General features: G+C 57.1%; 14 protein-coding genes. 6 read left to right on the top strand and 8 right to left on the bottom strand.

Annotated features, from left to right (window positions below; genetic code table 11):
* Positions 1-13 precede the first annotated feature (13 nt).
* Entirely contained in the window at positions 14-2,056 is a 2,043-nt protein-coding gene (locus UR504_RS18005) for an AsmA family protein (RefSeq protein ID WP_302237601.1), read from the top strand.
* 60 nt (positions 2,057-2,116) lie between these two features.
* On the opposite strand, the gene UR504_RS18000 is transcribed toward UR504_RS18005, so the two are convergent.
* From UR504_RS18000 to UR504_RS17990, 3 genes are all read right to left on the bottom strand, one after another.
* On the bottom strand, positions 2,117-3,439 hold the full coding sequence (locus tag UR504_RS18000) for an MFS transporter (RefSeq protein WP_274241203.1): 1,323 nt from the start codon (positions 3,437-3,439) through the stop codon (positions 2,117-2,119).
* 260 nt (positions 3,440-3,699) lie between these two features.
* Positions 3,700-4,725: an inner membrane protein YhjD gene (gene yhjD / locus UR504_RS17995; RefSeq protein WP_302237609.1), complete on the bottom strand. Its 1,026-nt coding sequence runs from the start codon at positions 4,723-4,725 to the stop codon at positions 3,700-3,702.
* 50 nt (positions 4,726-4,775) lie between these two features.
* Positions 4,776-5,675: a LysR family transcriptional regulator gene (locus tag UR504_RS17990; protein WP_115876807.1), complete on the bottom strand. Its 900-nt coding sequence runs from the start codon at positions 5,673-5,675 to the stop codon at positions 4,776-4,778.
* A gap of 119 nt (positions 5,676-5,794) precedes the next feature.
* On the opposite strand from UR504_RS17990, the gene UR504_RS17985 reads away from it, so the two are divergent.
* Positions 5,795-6,553, top strand: a complete 759-nt coding sequence (locus tag UR504_RS17985) for an SDR family NAD(P)-dependent oxidoreductase (RefSeq protein WP_274243340.1) — start codon at positions 5,795-5,797, stop codon at positions 6,551-6,553.
* Between the two features lie 263 nt (positions 6,554-6,816).
* On the opposite strand, the gene UR504_RS17980 is transcribed toward UR504_RS17985, so the two are convergent.
* Positions 6,817-7,356: a GNAT family N-acetyltransferase gene (locus UR504_RS17980; protein WP_111963709.1), complete on the bottom strand. Its 540-nt coding sequence runs from the start codon at positions 7,354-7,356 to the stop codon at positions 6,817-6,819.
* 148 nt (positions 7,357-7,504) lie between these two features.
* On the opposite strand from UR504_RS17980, the gene UR504_RS17975 reads away from it, so the two are divergent.
* Entirely contained in the window at positions 7,505-9,094 is a 1,590-nt protein-coding gene (locus tag UR504_RS17975) for an STY4199 family HEPN domain-containing protein (protein ID WP_111963710.1), read from the top strand.
* Between the two features lie 61 nt (positions 9,095-9,155).
* Here UR504_RS17975 and UR504_RS17970 read toward each other — a convergent pair whose 3' ends face one another.
* From UR504_RS17970 to UR504_RS17960, 3 genes are all read right to left on the bottom strand, one after another.
* Positions 9,156-10,805, bottom strand: a complete 1,650-nt coding sequence (locus UR504_RS17970) for an alpha,alpha-trehalase (protein WP_111963711.1) — start codon at positions 10,803-10,805, stop codon at positions 9,156-9,158.
* A 182-nt stretch (positions 10,806-10,987) separates the two neighbouring features.
* The gene (gene gorA, locus UR504_RS17965; protein WP_133295294.1) at positions 10,988-12,340 is read right to left on the bottom strand and encodes a glutathione-disulfide reductase; all 1,353 of its coding nucleotides are present in this window, start codon (positions 12,338-12,340) and stop codon (positions 10,988-10,990) included.
* 71 nt (positions 12,341-12,411) lie between these two features.
* A complete protein-coding gene (locus UR504_RS17960; protein WP_008503119.1) occupies positions 12,412-13,254 on the bottom strand; it encodes a 23S rRNA (adenine(2030)-N(6))-methyltransferase RlmJ in 843 nt (280 codons plus the stop codon).
* A 207-nt stretch (positions 13,255-13,461) separates the two neighbouring features.
* Here UR504_RS17960 and prlC point away from each other — a divergent pair, with 207 nt between their 5' ends.
* Together prlC and rsmJ are read left to right on the top strand one after the other, a co-directional pair.
* Positions 13,462-15,504: an oligopeptidase A gene (gene prlC, locus UR504_RS17955; protein ID WP_320739970.1), complete on the top strand. Its 2,043-nt coding sequence runs from the start codon at positions 13,462-13,464 to the stop codon at positions 15,502-15,504.
* 7 nt (positions 15,505-15,511) lie between these two features.
* Positions 15,512-16,264 (top strand): 16S rRNA (guanine(1516)-N(2))-methyltransferase RsmJ, encoded by a 753-nt coding sequence (gene rsmJ, locus UR504_RS17950; protein WP_302237621.1) that lies wholly within the window; start codon positions 15,512-15,514, stop codon positions 16,262-16,264.
* Between the two features lie 91 nt (positions 16,265-16,355).
* Here the strand turns inward: rsmJ and uspA are convergent, their stop codons facing one another.
* A complete protein-coding gene (gene uspA / locus UR504_RS17945) occupies positions 16,356-16,793 on the bottom strand; it encodes a universal stress protein UspA (protein WP_003861223.1) in 438 nt (145 codons plus the stop codon).
* Positions 16,794-17,076: 283 nt separating this feature from the next.
* Between uspA and uspB the strand changes: the two genes are divergently transcribed.
* Positions 17,077-17,412: a universal stress protein UspB gene (gene uspB, locus UR504_RS17940; RefSeq protein ID WP_003861224.1), complete on the top strand. Its 336-nt coding sequence runs from the start codon at positions 17,077-17,079 to the stop codon at positions 17,410-17,412.
* Positions 17,413-17,416: the final 4 nt, after the last annotated feature.

Here is a 17,416-nt window from a genome sequence, read left to right as displayed (position 1 = left end):
AAAGGGGATAAAAATGACAAGAACAACCAGGGTAATCTCCTGGACAGCAGGGATTTTCTTGTTGTTGATCGTGGTCGTCGCCATCATTATTGCGACGTTTGACTGGAACCGTCTCAAGCCGACCATCAACCAGAAAGTCTCAACCGAACTGAACCGCCCCTTCGCCATACGCGGTGATTTAGGTGTGGTATGGGAGCGTCAGAAAGAGGAGCCAGGCTGGCGAAGCTGGATCCCCTGGCCACACGTCCATGCCGACGACATCATTCTCGGCAACCCGCCGGACATCCCGGACGTCACCATGGTCCACCTGCCGCGCGTGGAGGCCACGCTAGCGCCGTTAGCGCTTCTGACCAAAACCGTTTATCTGCCGTGGATCAAACTTCAGCAGCCTGATGCGCGTCTGATCCGACTCTCAGAAAAAACCAACAACTGGACGTTTAACCTTGCCAGCGATGGCGAAAAAGATCCGAATACCCAGCCTTCTTCCTGGTCATTCCGTCTCGACAATATTCTTTTCGATCGCGGACGGATCGCCATCGACGATAAGGTCAGCAAGGCGGATGTGGAGATCCTGGTCGATCCGTTGGGCAAACCGCTGCCGTTTAGCGAGGTCACGGGCACGAAAGCAAAAGGCGACGCGGCAAGCGTAGGTGACTATGTCTTCGGCCTGACGGCAAAAGGACGCTACAACGACCAGCCGCTTAGCGGTAAAGGGAAAATAGGCGGCATGCTGGCGCTCCGGAGCGAAGGCACGCCGTTCCCGGTGCAGGCGGACTTCCGTTCCGGTAACACCCGCGTGGCGTTCGTGGGAACGGTTAACGACCCGATGAACATGGGCGGCGTTGACCTTCAGCTTAAATTTGCCGGTGATTCGCTGGGCGAGCTGTATGAACTGACCGGCGTACTGCTGCCGGATACCCCGCCATTCGAAACGGACGGGCATCTGGTCGCCAAAATCGATACCGAAAAAGCGTCTGTTTTTGACTACCGTGATTTTAACGGCCGCATTGGCGACAGCGACATCCACGGCACGCTGACCTACACCACCGGAAAACCGCGCCCGAAACTGGAAGGGGATGTTGAATCCCGTCAGCTGCGTCTGGCCGATCTTGGTCCGTTGATTGGCGTGGATTCGGGCAAAGGCACAAAGTCCAAAGAGGTCAAAAAGGACGTTCAGCCTGCGGGTAAAGTATTGCCTTACGATCGTTTCGAAACCGACAAATGGAACGTAATGGATGCGGATGTACGTTTCAAAGGCGGGAAAATTGAACATGGCAGTACGCTGCCGATCAGCAATCTTTCGACCCATATCCTCCTCAAAAACGCCGACCTGCGCCTGCAGCCGCTGAAGTTCGGCATGGCGGGTGGGACGATTTCCTCGAACATTCACCTGGAAGGCGATAAGAAGCCGATGCAGGGACGGGCGGAGATCCAGGCGCGTCGATTGAAGCTGAAAGAGCTGATGCCGAACGTAGAGCTGATGCAGAAAACCCTCGGTGAAATGAACGGTGATGCCGACATTCGCGGCGTGGGTAACTCCGTGGCGGCGCTGCTGGGCAGCGGCAACGGAAACCTGAAGCTGCTGATGAACGACGGACTGGTGAGCCGAAACCTGATGGAGATCCTGGGGCTGAACGTCGGTAACTACGTCGTCGGGCAAATCTTTGGCGATGACGAGGTGCGGGTGAACTGCGCGGCGGCCAATCTGGATCTGGTGAACGGCGTGGCGCGCCCGCAGATTTTTGCCTTCGACACGGAAAACGCGGTGATTAACGTGACCGGTACCGCCAGCATGGCTTCGGAGCAGCTTGATCTGACGATTGACCCGGAGAGTAAGGGGATCCGTATTATCACGCTGCGCTCGCCGCTGTACGTGCGCGGGACCTTCAAAAATCCGCAGGCGGGCGTGAAGCCAGGGCCGCTGATTGCGCGCGGTGCGGTGGCTGCGGCCCTTGCGACGCTGGTTACCCCAGCCGCAGCGCTGCTGGCACTGATTTCGCCGTCAGAGGGCGAGGCGAATCAGTGCCGGACCATTTTGTCGCAGATGAAGAAATAGCTCCCTTTCTCCCTCTCCCTGTGGGAGAGGGCCGGGGTGAGGGCATCAGGCCGCAGTGAATTACAGAGCCTGGTGCTTCGTCTCGTGCGTCAGCAGCAGCGCAATCAGCGTCAGCGCCGCCATGGCCGCAAGATAGACGCCCACATAGAACAGACCATAGTTTGCCTGCAGCCAGGTGGCGATATATGGCGCAACGGACGCACCCAGTATAGACGAGACGTTATAGGAGAACGACGCGCCGGTATAACGTACTTCAGTCGGGAACAGCTCGGGCAGCAGCGCGCCCATCGGGCCGAAGGTCAGCCCCATCAGGCTCAGGCCAATCAGCAGATAGGCCATCACCAGCGCCGGGCTACCTGAACCCAGCAGCGGCGGGAAGACGAACAGGGCAAATAGAACGATCAGCGTGGTGATCGTAATCATGCTCGCACGACGACCGAATTTATCCGCCAGCAGGCCCGCAACAGGAACCATCACGCCAAACCCGATCACCGCCATCATCAGCATCCACAGCACTTCGTTACGCGGCAGCCCCAGCCCAACCGGCGCAGCGGCGGTACTGAACGTCATGGAATAGACGGTCATGATGTAGAACAGCGTATAGGTGGCGAGCATGATAAACGTGCCCAGCACGGTCACGCGAACGTGTTTGGTCAGAAGCGTACCCAGCGGCACTTTCACCTGCTTGTTCGCCGCGGCCACTTTCGCAAAAACAGGGGTCTCATGCAGAGAAACACGCACATACAGGCCAATCAGCACCAGCACGGCTGAGAAGATAAACGGAATACGCCAGCCCCAACTCATGAACTGTTCATCCGTCTGCAGCCAGGAGAGCAGCAGGAACGTCCCGTTGGCAAAGAAGAAGCCAATCGGAGCGCCAAGCTGTGGGAATGAACCGTACAGCGCGCGCTTGCGCGCCGGGGCGTTCTCGGTGGCCAGCAGCGCCGCGCCGCCCCATTCACCACCCAGCCCCAGACCTTGGCCAAAACGCGCCAGCGCCAGCAGGACCGGCGCCAGAATACCAATGGTTTCGTAGGTCGGCAGCAGGCCGATGGCTACGGTGGAGATCCCCATCGTCAGCAGCGAGGCCACCAGCGTGACTTTGCGGCCGATGCGATCGCCAAAGTGTCCAAACAGCGCAGAGCCAATCGGACGCGCAACAAACGCAATCGCAAAGGTCGCCAGAGACTGCAGCGTGGCCGCCGTCGGATCGCCCTGCGGGAAGAAAATGTGCGGGAATACGATGACCGCGGCGGTGGCATAAATATAGAAGTCGAAGAACTCGATGGCGGTGCCAATCAGCGAGGCGACGACGACTTTATTGCGCGAGTTTACCGGAACGTTTTCCGTTTCTGAGTCGAGTGTGGTGGCGGTTGCTTGCATAATATTTTCTTATTTTTGTCGAACGAAAGGCCATATTACGCACAGCAAAAGCGACATTTCAATCTGTAACAAAGCCGCGACCCGGTGATAAAAACAGCAAAAAGCGGATAATTTTCAGACCAGCCAAAACACGTCTATGAAATGCTTCACAGATTTTAAATATCAGTCAATTAAACTGGTTTTCGGTTAAATAAAAGTTACGGGCTGGATTTATATGCTGAAATGATGGATCGGGCTGAAATTTCAGCCCGATGGCGGGGCTAGCGGTGCGTTTTGCCGGGCATTCGCGTGTCGCCTTTGTACTCGGCGGTGGCAATCCATGCCGCGCAGAACAGGGTCAGGCGGGCGAAGAAGTAGAAGAAGGCCATCAGTCCCAGCACCGAGCCAAACGCTGCGCCGGAAGGGGATTTAACCAGTGACGGCAGGGTGTAAGTCATCACGATTTTGATCACCTCAAAGCCGATCGCCGCAATCAATGTGCCGCGGAGCAGCGCCTTCTTGCGCGGCCGATGCCGGGGCAAGCGCCAGAAGATCCAGAAGAACAGCAGGTAGTTGGCGAAGATGGAAATAGCCAGCCCAATGCCGCGCCAGGCGGGCTTCAGCCATTCGATGTAATCCAGATAGAGCGCGGAGATGATCATCTGCTGCGCCGAACCCGCCACCGAGGTTATGGAGAGCGTCACGATGAGGGCTACCAGCAGGCCAATCAGCGAAATAAAGTCGCGGAGATACTTAACCCATATTTTCTCCTGGTCCTGCGGCTTACGCTCCCAGACGTCGCGCGACTGGGCGCGAATGGCCTCGCGCAGGTTGCCCATCCAGTTAACGCCGGAGTAAAGGGCAATCAGCAAGCCGACGATGCCGACGGTGGTACGCTGCTGAACGGCGGTATTGATAGTGCTTTTGAGCGTGCTGGCAAGAGTCGGGTCACTGACGTTATTCAGGATCTTCGTGAAGATATCCTGCAGCAGCGTCGGGTGGGACGCGAGCACAAAACCGGCCGCCGCAAATGACACCATCAGGATCGGAATCATCGACAGGAAGGAAAAATAGGTTATGGCAGCACCAAACTGGTTCCCCATGCGGTCATTAAAGCGCTCGGTTGCGCGTATCAGATGCGCAATCATGGGAAACTGCTGAATTCTCGCGGCGATGCCGGTTACGGTTCCCAGCGCTTTGCTGGCGGTACCAGGCGTTTTGGCCTCTTCGGGCCCGGTTTCCATCTTTTTGACGGGCTCATACTCTAAATGTTGGGTGGGTCGTTGCGGGTTGTTTTCCGGCGTCACGCGTCTTTTCCTTTTCGTTTGGCTGGATGTTATTGAATTATAGCTTGCGACTAGTCCACGTAAGCTTTTGTGAGTTCGGTTAGCCACTCCATGAACAGATGGACCCGGCGGGAGAGGTTGCGCCGGTGGGGATAAATCAGGGAAACAGGCATCGGTTCGGCCCGGTATTGCGGGAGGATCTCAATCAGCTTCTTCGCGCGCAGTAAATCGCGCACCCCAACCCGCGGCACCTGAATAATGCCCAGTCCGGCGAGACAGGCAGCCTGGTAAGTTTCCGTGCTGTTGACGGTTAAGACCCCGCCTGTTTTTATCCACTGTGTTGTACTGCCGTTATAAAACTCAAAGCCCTGTGGGCGTGTTCCCAGCGTAGCGGTGTAGTGAATAACGGCGTGCGAGCCTAAATCGTCCAGGGTTTCCGGGTAGCCAAAACGCGCCAGATAGTCCGGGCTGGCGCAGTTAATCACCGACAGCTTGCCCAGTGGACGGGCAATCAGCCCTGAATCCTTCAGCGTGCCGACGCGTACCACGCAATCAAACCCTTCGCGGATCACATCCACCAGACGATCGCTGCTGCTGAGCTCCAGTTCGATGCCCGGATAGTGCTGCAGAAAAGCAGGCAGTTTGGGGATGACTAAATTTCGAGCAACGCCGACGGGCATATCCACGCGGAGCCGGCCGCTGATGCTGGAGGGATCGTGCTGAAACATGCCGTCGAGTTCATCAAGGTTTGCCAGCAGATCTTTTGCCCGCTCGTAATAGACCATGCCGTCCTGCGTCAGGCTGACGCGGCGCGTGGTGCGGTGCAATAGCTGAGTGCCAAGCCGGTTTTCCAGGGCCTGAATCTGCCGTGAGACGCTGCCTTTTGGCAGGGTTAATGTTTCGGCCGCGCGGGAAAAACTCTCCAGTTCCGCGACGCGGACGAACAACTGCATTGCGTGAATTTTATCCATAGACGAAGCTCATTGTTGTTTCTGCTGAAACAGTGAAGCGTTTTAACCCATCTTTATTGATTTTCTATCACCTAATAAGCTCTTTCTCAATCTCCTTAACAGCCAAAACGAGGTTTATGATGAGTGAACGTATCGCATTAGTGACGGGTGGTAGTCGTGGTCTGGGTAAAAACGCTGCATTAAAGCTGGCGGCAGACGGCACGGGAATCATCCTGACATACAACCGTAGCCAGCAGGAAGCGCTGGATGTTGTGCATGAAATTCAGCAAAAAGGCGTCAACGCAGCGGCATTACAGCTTAACGTCGGGGATATCACGGGATTTGAACATTTTGCCCAACAGCTTCAGGAAACTCTTAGGACCGTCTGGCAGCGTGAAACCTTTGACTATTTATTGAACAATGCCGGGACGGGTTTATATGCACCCTATGCCGACACGACGGAAGCCCAGTTTGATGAAGCGTTGAACATTCATTTCAAAGGGCCTTTCTTCCTGACCCAGCGCCTGCTGCCGCTGCTTAACGACGGGGGACGTATCCTCAACGTCTCCAGCGGGCTGGCCCGTTTTACCCAGCCGGGCTCAGGGACCTACGCGGCCATGAAGGGGGCGATGGAAGTGCTGACGCGCTATCAGGCGAAAGAGCTGGGCGCGCGCGGCATTTCCGTCAATATCATTGCGCCTGGCGCGATAGAAACAGACTTTGGCGGCGGACGCGTGCGCGACAACGCGGAGCTGAATCAGTTGCTGGCCTCGCAGACGGCGCTGGGACGGGTGGGTCTACCGGACGATATCGGTGATGCCATTGCGGCACTGCTCAGCGATAAGCTGGGCTGGATGAATGCGCAACGTATTGAAGTGTCAGGCGGTATGTTCCTGTGATGCCCGGACTTAAGGGGAAGGAACCTCTTAAGGAACCCTTAATATGGATGTGTCTGCCACTGACAGCGATAAAGAACGCAGGCAGCCATAGACGATAACCCATTTTCATCACGATATTTCTCCAGAGAAAGACCCTGATGTTTTTTATTAACGCAATGGCCGCAGAAAATATTTTCAGCGCATGACGTTTGATATTCGTTTCCTCTTAATAGCGACCCTGAAGAGGAAACGACGTCCGGAAATATCGGCTAAATTACTATTGGTCAGGAATTATTATTCAGGTATTCCTGCTGTAATAAACCAAATAGCCAGTCATTTTGCCAGCGCCCCGCAAGATAATAGCTCTCACGTAATTCACCTTCCAGGTGAAAGCGGGCTTTTTCCAGCAGGCGTCTTGAAGCAGCGTTTCCCGCTGTTACGGTGGCGGTGAGTCGCCGTATACCGCCCTGAAGAAAAGCGTAATCGCAAAGCGCCTTCAGGGATTCAAAGCCGTAACCTTTCCCCTGCGCTTCGGGGGCGAAAAGGAAGCCCACTTCGGCGCAGTCCTCCTCCCGATGAATATACCCGGTAACGCCCAGCGGGGTCAGTGAGGCGGTGTCACGTACGACGAGGCAAAGCCAGTGCGCGCTGCCCGGAGCCCATGGCATCAGGCGCGAATCAAACGCTTCGCGTATCGCCGCGACAGGGCGGTCTTCCGCCACAAAGCGCATAACGTCCGGGTGCTGCTGGAGCGCCAGAAAAAAGGGCCAGTCTTGTTCCTGCAGGGGCGAACAGGTAAGGCGAGAGGTAATTAAAACCGGCATTCAGATTCTCCTGAAACATTTTAAATCATTTTAGGGTTGTCACTTTATTTCAACAGAAAGTCAGGTATGGTTAACCGCGTATAAATAAAAAGAATAAAGGGCGTCTCGCGCCCATTCCTGATGTCTTCGTTGTCGCTTAAGGAAAACAATGACTCTCAGCACATCACACCATATTCGCGAACAGTTTGAACACTGTCTGGCGGTCATTCGCCTTGCGTCGGTGGAAATTTTACTCCTTCTGAATGTACATGCTTCTGAGGGCAAAGATCCACGCTGGTTTCTGGAACAACTCGACAGCGCGCGATTAGCTTTGGGCGGCTGGGGAGCCGTTGCGAAAAAACTCAACCTGAATGATGCCGAGATGTCGGAATTTACGCTCCAGCTGCGCCTGCTGCAGCAGCGCGTACCGCAGTATGAAAGCGGACAGGATGTGAGTGAAAACCAGCTTATTGCGGCGATGCGGTTTGTGACCGCGCTGGAACATCTTCGTCTTCAGCAGCCGCTGTTGACCTATAGCACGGAGCTGGCACCGGGCAGCGAACTCCAGCAGCAGCAGGCGCACAAGCAGGTACGCGCAATTGAGCTGATGCTTAAAGGGCTTATCCAGCAGGCCTGGCCCGATCAGGTAAAGCTGAACAACCATCTTAAGACCCTGTTTAACGCTGACCGCGTAAGGCGCTGGCTGAAGCTTGGCGAGATCAACGATGTCCTGAGCGGCATGATGTTCAGCGAGCTGGCGCAGATGCTGGTGGATAAAAAAGAGTTCAGCCGCTATTACGCTTCGCTTTTCAGCGACCCGTCCATGCTGACGCTGCTGGTTGAACCGCGCAAAACGCTGCAAACCTTTCTCGACGATATTCGGCAAATCCGCAACAGCATCACCGTTCAGAAGACGTTAAGCTCGGCGCAAATTCAGCTTCTGGACAACTACTACGCGCAGATCGCGCGGCCCGTTCAACGCGCGTTTGAAGAGGGGAGAACGCGCGTTAATCCGGCAGGATTCATGGCGGTAGATGCCAGTGAATTGCATACCTTCTGGGAAAAGGCGCAGAAAATGGATCGGGTTACCGGTGGGGATCTGTTTGAAGTCCGTGACACTATTGAAAAGCCGACCCAGCGCGCGCCGCGCACCCCCGAACAACGCGAGCAGCTCATTTCCGGTGCGCTATGGGGGGCAGTTGGCGTTATGGTGATTGCCATTGTGGCAGGGGGCTTCTGGCTGGTGACCAGCAGCAAGCCGCAGCCAGCGGCCGTCAGTGCGGCTGAAGCGGCTCCACCGCAGGAAATGCGTGAGACGCCTTCCTCGCGCGAAACGCTCACGCGCATGGGAGTCACCTGGGACGAGAATAATTTCCGCTCGGCCATTAACCGCAACGATACCCGCGTGACCCAGCTCTTTTTGCAGGGCGGTATGGACTGGAAGCTGTCCTGGACCGAAGAGGCGATGTCGGCAGGCCATGACGACGTGCTGGAGCTGATGTTACGCTACCGGCAAAACATGGTGGAAGAGAAGCCGTGTCGCCGCTTCATCAACACGCTCAGCCACGCGATGTCGAACGGCGAGTCTCTGACCTCGGTACGTAAAGAGTATCTTAAAGCGTTCTGCACCGTGCCTGCCGTAGTGAAACGCCAGCAGCACGATCTCGACATGGCCACACGCCGCGCGCAGTCACAGCCGGATGCCACCACCAAAAAATGGCAGTCTATTCAGAGCGCCATTTATGAGGTGATTCGCTAACATTTTCCCCTCACCCCAGCCCTCTCCCCGGAGGGGCGAGGGGGAAAAGACCGCACCCTGCTCAAGGCTCCCCATACAACCCAATCAGCCGCCGCACCACGCCGTTTGTCCAGCCGAAACCGTCCTGCAGCGGATACTCACCCCCGCCACCTTCGCGCGGCGTGCTGCTGGCGATGTGGTATTTCTCAATCAGCTTGTGGTGCGTCTTGTAGAAATGGTTCACCGTATGCAGCCAGCTCCAGGCGATCTCATCCCCCAGCGAGTCGTTTCCGTACTGCTTGAATCCCTGAATCGCCATCCACTGCAGCGGCGCCCAGCCGTTGGGTTTATCCCACTGCTCGCTGGTTTCGTACTCGGTCGCCAGAATTCCACCCGGGGTCAGCAGACGTGCCTTGACTGCATCCGACAAGCGCTCCGCCTGCTCGTGAGTTGCCATGCCAACGTACAGCGGCACGATGCTGGCGGCAGAAAACAGCGCCAGCTCTTCGCGCCGCCAGTCATAATCTCGGTAACAGCCGCTCTCCTCGTCCCACAGATAGCGGTTCACCGCCGCGCGGCGATCGTTGGCTTTCTGGCGGAATTCCTCTGCCGTCTCTTTATCTCCTTTCGACGCCGAGATGTTGGCGATAGCGCTTTCCAGTTTGAACAGGAAGGCGTTCAGATCGATGGGGATGAACTGCGTCGTGCGGATGCTGGCGAGCCGCGACGGATCGCGCAGCCAGCGGGACGAGTAATCCCAGCCGGACGCCGCACCCGCGCGCAGGTCGCGATACACCTCGTTTGGCGGACGGCCCGAGTGGCGCGCGGTTTCCACGTCCTCAATCCACGATTCGTCGCGCGGGGTATCGCGGTCATCCCAGTAGCGGTTGAGCAGTGAACCGTCCGGCATGCGCACGGCGCTGCGGTATGCCTGATTAAGCAGCAGCGACTCCGCACCGTCCATCCAGAAGGCGTACTCCATTTTGAGGTGATCAAGATAGCGTTTCGCACCTCGCACGCCGTCCTCCTCAAACAGCTCCACCATCAGCGCAAAGACCGGCGGCTGTGAGCGGCTGAGATAATAGGTGCGGTTGCCGTTGGGGATATGCCCGTAGCGTTCAATCAGCCAGGCGAAGTTGTCCGCCATACATTTGAGCAGATCGTTACGGCCGCTCTCCGCCAGCCCCAGCATGGAGAAATAAGAATCCCAGTAGTAGGTCTCGCTGAAGCGCCCGCCGGGGACGATATAGGCCTGCGGCAGCGCCAGCAGGGAAGACCAGGGAATATGATCCTGCGGCTCGCGCGTCAGCACCGGCCACAGGTTATCAATGTGCTCTTTCAGGGAGAGTCCCGGGTCGGAGACATATTCTGTGCCGTACGTTTCCGGCATCCAGAAGTGGTTCTCCACAAACTGGCGCAGGTCGAAATCCCGGTGGCGTCTGACCTTGCGGTAGCGGATCAGGATATCCAGCGGATCCATCTTCGGCGCGCAGTCGGGGAAGGTTTTACTGTCCGCAAACAGCCGCGTCGACTGCACGTGTTCGAACAGTTCAAGGTAGCGGTCTGCGGGCGTCAACGCATCGGAGGCGGGTAGCCCCTCGATCATTTCGGGTTCCGGCTCCGCCTCAATCATTTCATCCAGTTTCAACTCGCAGGGATCGGTCTCGTAGCGCAGCTCTTCTGCAATCTCGAACTCGATGTTCTCGGTAGCCTGTAGTTTCTGGTTGAACATGGTGATAGGGACCTCCGGTTGTGTGTTCAAAAGACAGGTTTATCCGGGCGTCTTATAAGCGTAGACATTCGCTTCGGTAGATGGGGAGGGAAATGTGCGGTAGATCACTATTTTCGGAGCATTCGTTTTGCAACGATTTATGAATGTTAAAAAAAATGCCCCTCCGGGGAGGGGCATCAGGATTAACGCATGGTCACAAACTCTTCCGCGGCCGTCGGGTGGATTGCCACAGTATTATCGAAGTCTTTCTTCGTTGCGCCCATCTTCAGCGCCACGGCGAAGCCCTGCAGGATCTCATCCATGCCGAAGCCAATGCCGTGGATACCGACAATCTTCTCTTCCGGGCCGACGCAGACCAGCTTCATGCGGCACGGCTGACGGTGCGAGGTGACGGCGGTATACATTGCGGTGAACGCCGATTTATACACTTTCACCTGGTCGTCGCCGTACTGCTCGCGCGCCTGCGGCTCGGTTAAGCCGACGGTGCCGATTGGCGGATGGCTGAAGACCACGGTCGGGATGTTGCTGTAGTCCAGATGCTCGTCCGGCTTGTTGTTAAACAGGCGCTCGGAGAGACGACGACCCGCCGCAACGGCGACCGGCGTCAGCTCAACCGCACCGGTATTGTCGCCGACCGCGTAAATGCCCGGTACGCTGGTGTTCTGGAATTTATCGACGACGATATAGCCTTTTTCGTCGGTTTTCACGCCAGTCACGCCCAGGTTGAAGTTATCGTTCGCCGGTTCACGGCCAATCGCCCAGATCAGGCAATCAACGGTCTGGCTGCGACCATCTTCCAGCTCCAGGGTCAGGCTTCCGTCCGCGTTTTTCACCACCGCTTTTGGTACGGCGTTGGTGTGCAGGGTTGGGCCTTCGGTGTTCATCACTTCAACCAGCGTATCGACAATCAGCGGGTCAAAACTGCGCAGCGGCGCGTGTTTACGTACGAACAGGTGCGCTTCTGCGCCCAGGCCGTTAATCACTCCAGCCAGTTCAACCGCGATGTATCCCGCGCCTACCACGGCAACGCGCTCAGGCAGGGCTGGCAGCTCGAAGAAACCGTCGGAGTCGATGCCGTATTCCACTCCCGGGATGTTCGGGTGGCTCGGACGACCGCCGGTGGCGATCAGGATGTGATCGGCGGTGATCGTCTCGCCGTTCACTTCGATCGTTTTCGCGTCAACGAAGCGAGCGAAACCGTGGATAACGTCGACGTTATTTTTCCCCAGCACGTTGTCGTACGAGGTGTGAATGCGATCGATGTACGCGGTACGGCTGGCGATCAGCTTGTCCCAGTCGAAGCGGTTGATGGTGGTGTCAAAGCCGTAGTCCGGGCCATACATATGGATAGCTTCACGGATCTGCGCCGCATGCCACATCACCTTCTTCGGTACACAACCCACGTTCACGCAGGTGCCGCCCAGCGCTTTGGCTTCAATCAGCGCGCACTTCTGGCCGTACATGGCCGCGCGGTTGATGGAGGCGATGCCGCCGCTGCCGCCGCCGATTGCGATGTAGTCATAATGCTTAGTCATAGCTTTTGTCCTTAATCGTGAATTGCCGCGATTGTATACCTGAAATCAATAGTTTCCACCGATGGCTGCGATTACTCCGGCACGATCCAACTGACGGAGGTATGGCCCGTACCGGCTGGCACCAGCGTTTTATGCAGCCACGGCAGCACGTTGTTCATCTGCGCTTCGAGCTTCCACGGCGGGTTGATTACAATCATGCCGGAGGCGGTCATGCCGCGCTGATCGCTGTCCGGACGTACCGCCAGCTCGATCTGCAGGATCTTGCGGATGCCGGTCGCTTCCAGGTCTTTGATCATGCGTTTGATCTGCGCGCGCAGCACCACCGGATACCACAGGGCGTATGTCCCGGTGGCGAAGCGCTTGTAGCCTTCGTGGATACCGGTTACCACCGCCTGATAGTCGGTTTTAATTTCGTACGGCGGGTCGATGAGCACCAGGCCGCGACGGGAAACCGGCGGCAGTTTGGCCTTCAGCTGCTGGTAGCCGTCGGCTTTTTCGACGCGGGCGCGGCTGTCTTTCTGGAATTCTGAACGCAGCAGCGGGAAGTCGCTCGGGTGCAGCTCGGTCAGCTGGATGCTGTCCTGCTCGCGCAGCAGCTGGCGGGCAATCAGCGGGGATCCCGGGTAGTAACGCAGCTGGCCGTTGCGGTTGAAGTGATTCACCACGCCGATGTACGGCTCCAGCTCGGCAGGCAGGTCGTCCTGCTGCCAGATGCGGGCGATCCCTTCCAGATATTCACCGGTACGCTCGGCATGCTCGCCGCTCAGCTGATAACGGCCCGCGCCCGCGTGGGTGTCCAGATAGAGAAATGGCTTCTCTTTCTCTTTGAGCGATTCGATGATCAGGCTCTGAACGGTGTGTTTAAGGACGTCGGCGTGGTTGCCTGCGTGGAAGCTGTGGCGATAACTGAGCATGGGTAATGATATTCCGCTGAATTGACGATTTGCCACAGTTTACAGCAGAACGGCAAAGATTACCCGTAGGCCCGGTAAGCGCAGCACCACCGGGCTCTTTTCGACAACGTCCGGCATTGAAATCCTCTACACTTAACCCCATTCTAGATCCCATATGCACAGCGCCGGATGCGCGCTTCATTCACCTATTTCAACAGGACAGCGTTTATGACCAATCCATTACTGACGCCTTTTTCGTTGCCACCGTTTTCTAAAATCCTCCCCGAGCATGTGGTTCCAGCGGTTACGCAATCGCTGGACAACTGCCGCGCGGCGGTAGAAAGCGTGGTCGCGCAGGGCGGGCCGTACACCTGGGAAAATCTGTGTCAGCCGCTGGCCGAAGTGGACGACGTGCTGGGGCGTATCTTCTCCCCGGTAAGCCACCTGAACTCGGTAAAAAACAGCCCGGAACTGCGCGAAGCCTACGAACAGACCCTGCCGCTGCTCTCTGAATACAGCACCTGGGTCGGCCAGCACGAAGGGCTCTACAAAGCCTACCGCGACCTGCGCGACGGCGACCATTATGCCGAACTGAACACGGCGCAGAAAAAATCGGTCGATAACGCCCTGCGTGATTTCGAGCTGTCCGGGATTGGCCTGCCAAAAGAGAAACAAACCCGCTACGGTGAAATCGCCGCGCGTCTGTCCGAACTGGGCAACCAGTACAGCAACAACGTGCTCGACGCCACCATGGGCTGGACGAAGCTGATTACCGACGAAGCGGAGCTGGCGGGTATGCCGGAAAGCGCGCTGGCGGCGGCAAAAGCCCAGGCCGAAGCGAAAGAGCAGGACGGTTTCCTGTTAACCCTGGATATCCCGAGCTATCTGCCGGTAATGACCTACTGCGACAACCAAGCCCTGCGCGAAGAGATGTACCGCGCCTACAGCACCCGCGCCTCCGATCAGGGGCCGAATGCCGGTAAGTGGGACAACAGCCCGGTCATGGCGGAAATCCTCGCCCTGCGCCACGAGCTGGCCCAGCTGCTGGGCTTCGAAAACTACGCCGATAAATCCCTCGCCACCAAAATGGCGGAGAACCCGCAGCAGGTGCTCGACTTCCTGACCGATCTGACGAAACGCGCCCGTCCGCAGGGTGAAAAAGAGCTGGCCCAGCTGCGCGCCTTCGCGAAAGCGGAGTTCGGCGTGGACGAGCTGCAGCCGTGGGACATTGCTTACTACAGCGAAAAACAAAAGCAGCACCTCTACAGCATCAGCGACGAGCAGCTGCGCCCGTACTTCCCGGAAAACAAAGCCGTGAACGGCCTGTTTGAAGTGGTGAAGCGCATCTATGGCATCACCGCCAAAGAGCGTACCGATATCGACGTCTGGCATCCGGACGTGCGCTTCTTCGAACTGTATGACGATAAAAACGAACTGCGCGGCAGCTTCTACCTCGATCTTTACGCGCGTGAGAACAAGCGCGGCGGGGCGTGGATGGACGACTGCGTGGGCCAGATGCGTAAAGCAGACGGTTCTCTGCAGAAGCCGGTCGCCTACCTGACCTGTAACTTCAACCGTCCGGTGAACGGCAAACCTGCGCTCTTTACCCACGATGAAGTGATCACCCTGTTCCACGAGTTCGGTCACGGCCTGCACCATATGTTGACCCGCATCGAAACCGCAGGCGTGGCAGGCATCAGCGGTGTGCCGTGGGATGCGGTCGAGCTGCCAAGCCAGTTTATGGAAAACTGGTGCTGGGAGCCGGACGCGCTGGCGTTTATCTCCGGCCACTACGAGACCGGCGAACCGCTGCCTAAAGAGCTGCTGGACAAAATGCTGGCGGCGAAAAACTACCAGGCGGCGATGTTTATCCTGCGCCAGCTGGAGTTCGGACTGTTCGACTTCCGCCTGCACGCCGAGTTCAGCCCGGAGCAGGGTGCGAAGATTCTTGAGACCCTGGCCGAGATTAAAAAGCAGGTCGCCGTGATCCCTGGGCCAACCTGGGGCCGCTTCCCGCACGCGTTCAGCCACATCTTCGCTGGCGGCTACGCGGCGGGTTACTACAGCTACCTGTGGGCCGACGTGCTGGCGGCGGATGCCTTCTCTCGTTTCGAAGAAGAGGGGATTTTCAACCGCGAAACCGGCCAGTCGTTCCTCGACAACATCCTGACCCGCGGTGGTTCCGAAGAGCCAATGGTGCTGTTCAAACGCTTCCGCGGCCGCGAGCCGCAGCTGGATGCGATGCTTGAGCATTACGGGATCAAAGGCTGATTGTTACGTGAAGATCTGCTTAGTAGATGAAACGGGCGCCGGAGACGGCGCCTTATCTGTTCTGGCCGCCCGCTGGGGGCTGGAACATGATGAAGATAACCTGATGGCGCTGGTGATGACACCAGAACATCTCGAATTACGTAAGCGCGATGAACCGAAGCTCGGCGGGATTTTCGTCGATTTTGTCGGCGGCGCGATGGCGCACCGGCGCAAGTTCGGCGGCGGTCGCGGCGAGGCGGTGGCTAAAGCGGTTGGGATTAAAGGAAGCTATCTGCCGGACGTGGTCGATGCCACGGCGGGGCTGGGGCGCGATGCGTTTGTACTGGCGTCTGTCGGCTGTCGCGTGCGGATGCTGGAGCGCAATCCGGTGGTGGCAGCCTTGCTCGACGACGGTCTGAGTCGTGGCTACGCGGACCCGGAAATCGGGCCGTGGTTGCAGGAACGATTGCAGCTGATTCACGCCTCCAGCCTGACGGCGCTGACCGATATCACCCCGCGCCCGCAGGTCGTCTATCTCGACCCGATGTTCCCGCACAAGCAGAAAAGCGCGCTGGTGAAGAAAGAGATGCGGGTGTTTCAGTCTCTGGTGGGGCCTGATTTGGACGCGGATGGCCTGCTGGATCCGGCTCGCCAGCTTGCGACGAAGCGGGTGGTGGTGAAGCGCCCTGACTATGCACCACCGCTGGCGGACGTGGCGACCACTAACGCGGTGACCACCAAAGGGCACCGGTTTGATATCTACTCAGGTACGCCGGAATAAAAAAGCCGGGTGGCGGCTTCGCCTTACCCGGCCTACATTTAGTGCCGCCTGTAGGCCCGGTAAGCGTTAGCGCCACCGGGCTTTTTTGGACTTACTCGTCTTCTTCGTCACGCAGTGGAACAATCAGCATATCCACGTGGACGGTATTAATCAGCTGGCGCGCGGAAGACATCAGCTTGCTCCAGAAGTCCTGATGGTGACCGCACACCACCAGGTCCATGTCGTATTTCTTGATCGCATCAACCAGCACCTGGCCCAGGTCACCGCTGCCGCTCAGGGTTTCGGTAATTGGATAACCCGCGTTGGTGGAGAGTTCGCTCAGAGCGTGGTGCGTCTCTTCGGAGATACGCTTCTGCATATCGCCCAGATTGACGTCGATCAGACCGGTGTAGAGGTCGGAGTAATTCACGTCAACGTGAATCAGCGAAACTTTCGCGTTGTAGGGACGTGCCATGGATACCGCTTTATCAACCAGCACTTTGCTCTCCGGGGAGAGGTCTACCGCGATGAGAATGTGTTTGTAAGCCATAGTGTTACTCCTTCCTTAAGTTATCGATGACTAAATAGGAAAGCCGTCGTCTGATGCTTTCATTACGGCCCAGTTAAACATATTTTTCAAGCTTTGGTGTTGATAACGATTAACCTTGTGGCAAAAAAATTAACGGATCTCCTACACTATTAAATGAGCCGTTCGGATATTAAAACGCGAACCGGATCGACTTTTGGTCATTCTTTCACTGAACTGTCTGTCAGGGCATTGGGGTGCGGTAGCTCAGAAGCCTTGCTTCGTGGGCGGACGCCGGGGAGGATGTATGATTAGCACCGTCGCATTGTTTTGGGCGTTATGCGTGGTTTGCATAGTGAATATGGCGCGCTACTTCTCATCGTTACGTGCGCTGTTAGTGGTACTTCGTGGTTGCGATCCGTTGCTTTATCAGTATGTGGACGGTGGAGGCTTCTTCACCTCGCATGGACAGCCCAGCAAACAGATGCGTCTGGTGGGATATATCTACTACCAGCGCTACCGCGATCATCACGATGAAGAATTTATTCGTCGCTGCGAACGCCTGCGTCGTCAGTTCATTTTAACCAGCGCCCTGTGTGGCCTGGTCGTCGTCAGCATGATTGCATTGATGATTTGGCACTGAGCAT

Origin of the sequence: Enterobacter sp. 241F3, from assembly GCF_034106785.1 — a bacterium.
GTDB lineage: Bacteria > Pseudomonadota > Gammaproteobacteria > Enterobacterales > Enterobacteriaceae > Enterobacter > Enterobacter vonholyi.
This window is presented reverse-complemented; position numbering and strand designations above follow the sequence as displayed.

Coding starts and splice junctions, on each gene's coding strand:
- UR504_RS18005 (WP_302237601.1), top strand. CDS start 14: ATGACAAGAACAACCAGGGTAATCTCCTGGACAGCAGGGATTTTCTTG.
- UR504_RS18000 (WP_274241203.1), bottom strand. CDS start 3,439: ATGCAAGCAACCGCCACCACACTCGACTCAGAAACGGAAAACGTTCCG.
- UR504_RS17990 (WP_115876807.1), bottom strand. CDS start 5,675: ATGGATAAAATTCACGCAATGCAGTTGTTCGTCCGCGTCGCGGAACTG.
- UR504_RS17985 (WP_274243340.1), top strand. CDS start 5,795: ATGAGTGAACGTATCGCATTAGTGACGGGTGGTAGTCGTGGTCTGGGT.
- UR504_RS17980 (WP_111963709.1), bottom strand. CDS start 7,356: ATGCCGGTTTTAATTACCTCTCGCCTTACCTGTTCGCCCCTGCAGGAA.
- UR504_RS17975 (WP_111963710.1), top strand. CDS start 7,505: ATGACTCTCAGCACATCACACCATATTCGCGAACAGTTTGAACACTGT.
- UR504_RS17970 (WP_111963711.1), bottom strand. CDS start 10,805: ATGTTCAACCAGAAACTACAGGCTACCGAGAACATCGAGTTCGAGATT.
- gorA (WP_133295294.1), bottom strand. CDS start 12,340: ATGACTAAGCATTATGACTACATCGCAATCGGCGGCGGCAGCGGCGGC.
- UR504_RS17960 (WP_008503119.1), bottom strand. CDS start 13,254: ATGCTCAGTTATCGCCACAGCTTCCACGCAGGCAACCACGCCGACGTC.
- prlC (WP_320739970.1), top strand. CDS start 13,462: ATGACCAATCCATTACTGACGCCTTTTTCGTTGCCACCGTTTTCTAAA.
- uspA (WP_003861223.1), bottom strand. CDS start 16,793: ATGGCTTACAAACACATTCTCATCGCGGTAGACCTCTCCCCGGAGAGC.
- uspB (WP_003861224.1), top strand. CDS start 17,077: ATGATTAGCACCGTCGCATTGTTTTGGGCGTTATGCGTGGTTTGCATA.